We start from the raw sequence: 6,848 nt of genomic DNA, 5'->3' as shown, positions 1-6,848 counted from the left end.
ACACTTTAACAGTAGAGTGACTTGGGGTGGCTGGCAAGTCTATTTTTTTGCACTAAAAAAGTGCTAGACTCTGTACAAATTCGTTGCACTAGTCTGCACTTTTATTATGCAATACACAACAGGTCGAATACTTAAAAAAGCAGTATCCAAATCTGTAAATGGAGGGTTGCCTACTTATTCAGAGCGTTATCAAATTATTGAGGGAATGAAAGATCGTTATCCTAGTAGAGCGTTCAGGCTATTACAAGTGGCTTAAAAACGAGAAGGTATCGTTACGTAAATGTGATGATATGATTTTAAAGGAGCACATTTTAGCGATTCATCAGACGCATATGATGTATGGTTATCCACGTATGAAAATCGCTTTACGAGATAAAGGATTTCATGTAAATCATAAAAAAGTGTATCGCTTAATGAGTGAACTAGGTATCCAGTCCATCATCCGTAAAAAGCGTCGTATCTGGAAAAATCGAGTATCACGCGTATTTGACAATGTGCTAGAGCGTCAGTTTAATGAGCGTGCAGAAAATGAAGTGTTCGTCACGGATATTACGTATCTACCGACTAAAACAGGTTTCCTTTATTTATCGGCTGTACAAGATTTATATAACAATGAAATCGTCGTGGTTATGGCAAACTAAAAATGTACCTTTTGGACATTAATTTATGCATGAAAAAACCACTTGTCAACATTATCCAATAAAGTTACACTCCTCGTTGGACCAACAACGTTTAACAGGAGGTAATGTAGGAGATGTTGCAAGTGGTAGAAATTAATTATATCAGACATGAAGTTAATCATAAAGGGCGTTCCAACAAGGAAGTTGCAGAAAGCGTAAATCATGATCAACGTACAGTTAAAAAGTACGCTGATTTAGAAGAGTTTCCATAAAAGTTAAAGCAAAAACGCAAATCGCCCGTATTAGATGCTGTAAAACCGATCTTGTCGAACAACTTGGCATGATTGGCAGCCATTCTCGTAAAGGAAACTGCCATGATAACGCGTGTATCGAATCATTCTTCTCACACTTTAAAAGCGAATGTTTGTATCTATTACATGATAATACGGCAGATGAAGTGAGACAAGCTGTCGAGCAATATATTTACTTTTATAATTTCAAACATTTCCAAAAACGACTCAACCACCTGGCACCGATAGAATATCGATACCAGATGGCTGCATAGTCTCTTTTAAAGCTGTCTACTTGACGGGGGTAAGCCCAATCCTCATCGTTTGGACAGCTCCTATATTAAAAGCGTTTTGATAGTTCGATAATTTGATTTGTTAGTTCTTTTAACATCTTTGTAAAATGTTCACTTTCTTCATTAGGCGTCAAATCCATTAATCGAATGTAGTGGTCATTTAGATACCGAATAGTTTTTTCATTTTTTTGTAGTGGATATACACCCCAAACCTCACGAATTGGAGTAAGCTGATTGAATAATAGACTATCAAGACGATCTCGATAGAACCATTTACTTTTAAAGCTATTTTTGTAGTTATTTAATTGACGCATAACTTTGTTAGTGCCTCTATTTTTTACTAAACTGTCGCTCCAAATATATTTAACTGGTCGGTATTTAAAATCTAACACAAGACTTCCGATATAACCTTTTGAATCATAATAGTCGATACGACAATCAGGTGTCCTATTTTCAGTACCTGTATATAGAGGATGTTCTAAAGTTGTATCTTTGCTCTCGCCTAAAACTTCTCCCTCATACATGATTTGAATTGTAATATCTTCTTTTTTCATTAAAATTTTATCCTTGGGTAGTAGCTCAGGTACATGAGGATAATCATCAATTAACCATCCAGAAACAGGAGAAAATCCAATTTCATCTGAAGTAAATGCTTCAATAACCTTGATAAAGGACCATATTTCATAAAGTAAATCTGTTCGTTTCCAATTGTACTGATAAATAGGGTCAAATGTTATTGTAAAACGATCATTTTTCAATTTTTTATATAGTTTGAAGATAATCTGATAGCGTTGATCCATTGTAACGGAATTAGGTATATTTATGTTTTTAACACTTGGTACATCTTTTAACCAGGTGTTATTTAGAAAATGCTGGATGTTAGTTATTAGTTTACTACTATCTGTTTTAATTGATTTAATTTCCTCTAATGTAACTTCAAGAGAACGCAATTTCCCATTATGTACACCAAATGAATTTCTTTTTTCTGTATTAATTTTTCTATTTGTAATATCTTCATAATAAATACAATGTGAATAAATTTCTTTTAATGTCTTATCAATTTCTTTTAACACAGCTTTTATTAATTTGTTTTCAGGCAAATTTAAGTTAACTTCACGGTAGGGAGTTTTATAAAAATCCTTTTTTTCTGGGTGCTGTGATAAAAATTTTACGGTTTCATCATCCGTCTTACGAGCTTGTGAGATGGGAACAATTAAATAATTTTTTTTAACATTTTGTCTAGGGTTTGTTGTTAAATCCTGAATTGAAGACATTAGTTTTATTTTAAACTGATTTATCAAATGCCATTTTCTTAAAATATTACTTGGTAAAGTATCGTCATTGTAATTGTCCTTTACATTAGAATTTTTTTTTACTAAGTCTTGGGCTAATCCACTCAATGATTTTTCGACATCGTTTTTCATAACTTCCCATTGCTCTTCTGTAACTTGTTTTGTTCGAATACGGAATAACGAAAAATATTTTTTACCACTACTAATTACACAAATTTGATAATATCCTGGTATTAATGGAAAGTAAGAATTATTTCCTACATTTTCGTAGATTGCATGTTTTAAATCTGAAGGTTCTAAGAAAACATTTCCATTTTCATCTTCACCTACAAATTCTTCGGGAAGTAATTCCAAACCATCCATATACAGTCTAACGTCTTCAACTCCGGAAAACGATAAATATGTGTCTAGATTTTCAGTAATTTCAATAATATTTTCAGTCTCCATTCTATAAAGTTCACTTAGGGAATCAACATACTTTTCAACTGTTTTAGATTTACTATATTGAAAAAAAGTTAGTTTAAATGGCAAATCCATTATGACTAAGCTCCTTTGCTTTTTGCTCTATCATTTTTTTGGATCGGGTAAAATTGTAATTTGAGTTATCAAGTTTTTCAATTAACAAGCTACCTGTTACAGTTTTAGTTTGTTCATCGTAATTACCCACAAGTTCACGCATAACTTCTTCTACACCTCTTAATTTAGTTAAGACGCGTTGTGCAATTTGTAAGTCAATTCCATCTTCCTTAGTTATCGGAGCTCCTTCTGGAATATTCTTTAAATATTGATCAATATGCTTAACGACTCTTGTTCCAATTCCAAATTTTTTGCTCGCTTTTTGTAAGACTTTATGAATTTCCCATAATAGTTCCAAATCGGATTTTGATAGTGCCATTTCTCGGTCATTATTGCTAAATGAGTTAAATGTTGTTGCTGTGATTGGGAATTCCCCAATTTGTTCTCTTATAGTTTTTAATTTTTCAATATTTTTCTGTTTTCCAAATTCCAAGAGTTCAGAGAATTCTTTGATTTCAAGTTCAATAACATTCGAGCGGTCTAAAACTTTGTCACTAAAATGATAAGTAGTTTCATCAACGTTTACTGTTCCTACAAATAAAATATTTTGCCCAATTTTAATTTGAGAAGGATATTGTTCACTATTATAAAAACGGTGTTCTAAATCCGAATTATATAATTTTAAAATCTTTCTATCTTCCATCTCAAGAACAGATAAAAATTGGGAAAAATAATGTTCTACACGAGCTAAATTCATTTCATCGAAACAAATAATATATATATTATCTTGGTCATTACTTGCTTTTATTAAGGTATTAACAAGACCAGAATCGCCAGGACGATAAACATTATTTAATGTATCAGGAAATCCTAATAAATCAGTGTCATCTGTCCAAGAAGGGCTAACGGAGATGAAATTTAAATTTGATTCAGCACCAAGTGCTTTTGCATAAAGTTGAACAATTCTTGATTTACCAATCCCACTTAAACCCGATAAAAGGACAAGACGTTTTGTTTTCATACAAGCATGAAAATTATATAAATCTTTCTCTGAAAAATTAAGATTTTCTTGAATTGCTAATTCCTTGAGGTAATTAAACCAAATTTTCTCTTTTTCCTTCTCTATGGGAGTTTCTTCAATATTTTTAAATTCTGTTACTTTTTTTGACTCTTTAATTATTTCCGCACTTTTTAAATCATTTAATATTAAATTATAAGAAGAAGTAGTAATGAATAACACATCGTCCCATTCATAAATATTTTCATTATAGTTTCTTTCTTTTAAAGATAAGAGGTTAATATTTCCTCTGGGTTTAAACTTGAATCCACCATGTGCATATGTATGACTTTCAAATTCACCATACAAGAAAATGCTCTCCTCTTGATCTCGAAATGCAATAATTTCATGATTATCTTCTACCTCTGTTGAAACATAAATGTTCTTTCCAACATGTTTTTCATAAATAAGCTTATTTTCAAACTCTTCTCTTGTTTGTTTAGATTCTTGGTTATCCTTAGGTTTTTCATTAAAAATAGGAACTGGTATTAAGCGCGTAGTAGGTAAATAGGAATCTTTTTTAGCAATTAAATGGATATTTTTTGCCACATAATATTCTCTTGTAGCATTTCCCGTTCTATATGGGTTGAAAATAATCAAACTATCTTTTAAGAAATCTATTAATGCTTCTTCACGTTCAGTATCTGATTTCTGAATGTCATCTTCAAACCCCCATCTAGTATTTAAATCCCCATCTGCAAAACATGTGACAGTTTTAACAGAATTTTTTGGAAAGGAAACTGGTTCTGTAGATATAATTTTAATATAAAATTGAATTGAATTTTCTCTGTTAACAAATACAGGTTTTCTTTCAACCTCTTCATAGTTGGCTAAAACACCAACAAACTTAGCTTCCCACTGATTGTTTATCATGAAGTTCTGTCTCCTTTTGAATCGCTTGTTTTAATTCTAAAAATGTACTTATTAAACGAATTGGTTTTTGTAAACCAGCTTCTTTTAATTCTTTTTCAATTTTTTTATCAACTTGATAAGATAGAATCCATATTTCATCTTGATTATTTAGGTCAATTTTTAAGGCTTGTTTTTTATCTAAAACTGTAAAATGAATATTACATGAATTAATTATAGAATTTGATGGAGTTCCGATAATTGTTATATTTGGATAGTTATTTTTTTGTTCATTATTTTCATTCTTCTCTATTTTTTCTACTTTTTCATTTTCTAATTTCTTTATAATGGATCGTAGACACTCTTCTTTTTGTAATGAGTTAAATAATGATTCTTCTAAAAGGGAAACCTTTGTATTTAAAGATTCAATTATTTTTTGTAGATCATTATTTTGCGTTTTTAATCGTTGAATTTCCAGATTTTTTTCCTTCTTTTCATTGTATAACTCTTCTTTTAATTGCTCATTATTAGAATGAGCTTTTTTTAATTCTTCTTTTAAATTGGTGATTTTCTCTTCCAGCTTTTTAGTAACTTTATTTTGATTTTCTTCTTTTTGAACTGCTTCTTTTTGTTCTTCTGCTTTACTGTTCTCTTCATTTTTCATTGAATGGTGTTCTGAGTCTTCTATATTTTCTATTTCAAGTAAAGAAAGCTCATTTTCGTTATAATTGGTCATAAAATAATTAAACAAGTTAGTTGCTTCTTCAAATTTTTTATTAATTAACAATATTTCAAGTACTTTTGAAGGTGCATATTTCTTTGTGGCAAGTTGTTGTAGTGAATTCAAATCAGTTACGTTTAATATACTATCAGCTTTATAAACTTCTTCATGGCTTTCAATGTTATCAATATTTAATTTTTTTAAGTTTTCCGGTTTAAGAATTGTCGATATTAGCATTTTGGGGTTCAAATTTTTAGGAATGCTATTTTTTCTAAAACCTGGTATCTGTATACTGAAATTCTGCGCTAAAAAAACCAACTCATCTGGTTCTTTTGTATTCAAGATATATCTCCAAATTTTTTTGTGCACAAACATTTCTCCTTTTTAACATACTCTTGATAGTTTATTTTTTGAGCAACACTCCTTTTCAAATACTAGTACAATTTTATCACTAATTTAGATATAAAATAATTATATTTTAGGAAGTTATTTGATAAATTTGGTATTTATTAGTTCATTATGGATGGTTATTTGAATATTAAGAAAAAAGTAAGGAGTATTTATATGTTAGAGTTTATTAATGGTTGTGAAGGTAAAATTGTTTTTTCTCATAATGAATATGGTTACCAAGAGGTCCTAGAAGATTTTATGAATGCAGAATGGATTTATATATTGACTTATAGTTTGCCTAAAAATAACCAAAATGAATTGTTTGAAAGGCTAAAAAGTGCTATAGGAGAAGTGAGATTTTATAGTGGTATCCCTAGTTATAACTATAATAGTGATAAATCCCCAGTGAAAAAATCCTGAAAGATTCAATTCTAATTTTAAAAGTTATTTTGTAACAGAAAATCATTCGAAAATTATAATGACTAATAATAAAGCTTATATTGGTTCAGCCAATTTTAGTGTAGCATCCTCTAAGAACATTGAAGCAGGGATTATAAATTATAATATAAAACAGGGAACAAATATTAAGCATAAAAGATTATTTTGATAATTATATCAGTAATAATGCAATTCCTTATTATCAATACGATTTTTCTGAGTTCCTAGAATTAGAGTTAAACTTATTGAGGTTCAATCAAGGTGGTTATGGCAAACTAAAAATGTACCATTCGGACATTAATTTATGCATGAAAAAACCACTTGTCAACATTATCCAATAAAGTTACACTCCTCGTTGGACCAACAACGTTTAACAGGAGGT

Annotated in this window: 7 protein-coding genes; 4 read left to right on the top strand and 3 right to left on the bottom strand. The window is 30.0% G+C overall.

Annotated elements, in window-relative coordinates; all coding sequences use genetic code 11:
• Positions 1-290 precede the first annotated feature (290 nt).
• From D8M03_RS16830 to D8M03_RS18135, 3 genes are all read left to right on the top strand, one after another.
• Positions 291-641: an IS3 family transposase gene (locus tag D8M03_RS16830; protein WP_121215956.1), complete on the top strand. Its 351-nt coding sequence runs from the start codon at positions 291-293 to the stop codon at positions 639-641.
• 113 nt (positions 642-754) lie between these two features.
• Positions 755-892: a hypothetical protein gene (locus D8M03_RS17840; RefSeq protein WP_170148489.1), complete on the top strand. Its 138-nt coding sequence runs from the start codon at positions 755-757 to the stop codon at positions 890-892.
• Between the two features lie 68 nt (positions 893-960).
• Entirely contained in the window at positions 961-1,185 is a 225-nt protein-coding gene (locus D8M03_RS18135; RefSeq protein ID WP_121215955.1) for an IS3 family transposase, read from the top strand.
• A gap of 65 nt (positions 1,186-1,250) precedes the next feature.
• Here D8M03_RS18135 and D8M03_RS16820 read toward each other — a convergent pair whose 3' ends face one another.
• The 3 genes from D8M03_RS16820 to D8M03_RS16810 are packed head-to-tail and all read right to left on the bottom strand — an operon-like array spanning position 1,251 to position 5,980.
• Positions 1,251-3,032, bottom strand: a complete 1,782-nt coding sequence (locus D8M03_RS16820) for a DUF2357 domain-containing protein (protein ID WP_121215954.1) — start codon at positions 3,030-3,032, stop codon at positions 1,251-1,253.
• A complete protein-coding gene (locus D8M03_RS17850) occupies positions 3,016-4,941 on the bottom strand; it encodes an McrB family protein (protein WP_211331001.1) in 1,926 nt (641 codons plus the stop codon). Before D8M03_RS17850 ends, D8M03_RS16820 begins: the two co-directional genes overlap by 17 nt.
• Positions 4,916-5,980 carry a hypothetical protein gene (locus D8M03_RS16810; RefSeq protein WP_147404839.1) on the bottom strand — a complete coding sequence of 355 codons (1,065 nt, stop codon included), beginning with the start codon at positions 5,978-5,980 and terminating at the stop codon, positions 4,916-4,918. Before D8M03_RS16810 ends, D8M03_RS17850 begins: the two co-directional genes overlap by 26 nt.
• A 222-nt stretch (positions 5,981-6,202) precedes the next feature.
• Between D8M03_RS16810 and D8M03_RS16805 the strand changes: the two genes are divergently transcribed.
• Positions 6,203-6,448: a hypothetical protein gene (locus D8M03_RS16805; protein WP_121215952.1), complete on the top strand. Its 246-nt coding sequence runs from the start codon at positions 6,203-6,205 to the stop codon at positions 6,446-6,448.
• The last annotated feature ends 400 nt before the right edge of the window (positions 6,449-6,848 follow it).

This window comes from Ureibacillus endophyticus (assembly GCF_003628435.1).
Lineage (GTDB): Bacteria > Bacillota > Bacilli > Bacillales_A > Planococcaceae > Ureibacillus > Ureibacillus endophyticus.
The sequence above is the reverse complement of the archived record's forward strand: the minus strand, read 5'-3'. Positions and strand labels throughout refer to the sequence as shown.

Coding starts and splice junctions, on each gene's coding strand:
- D8M03_RS17850 (WP_211331001.1), bottom strand. CDS start 4,941: ATGATAAACAATCAGTGGGAAGCTAAGTTTGTTGGTGTTTTAGCCAAC.
- D8M03_RS16820 (WP_121215954.1), bottom strand. CDS start 3,032: ATGGATTTGCCATTTAAACTAACTTTTTTTCAATATAGTAAATCTAAA.
- D8M03_RS18135 (WP_121215955.1), top strand. CDS start 961: ATGATTGGCAGCCATTCTCGTAAAGGAAACTGCCATGATAACGCGTGT.
- D8M03_RS16805 (WP_121215952.1), top strand. CDS start 6,203: ATGTTAGAGTTTATTAATGGTTGTGAAGGTAAAATTGTTTTTTCTCAT.
- D8M03_RS16830 (WP_121215956.1), top strand. CDS start 291: ATGATTTTAAAGGAGCACATTTTAGCGATTCATCAGACGCATATGATG.
- D8M03_RS17840 (WP_170148489.1), top strand. CDS start 755: ATGTTGCAAGTGGTAGAAATTAATTATATCAGACATGAAGTTAATCAT.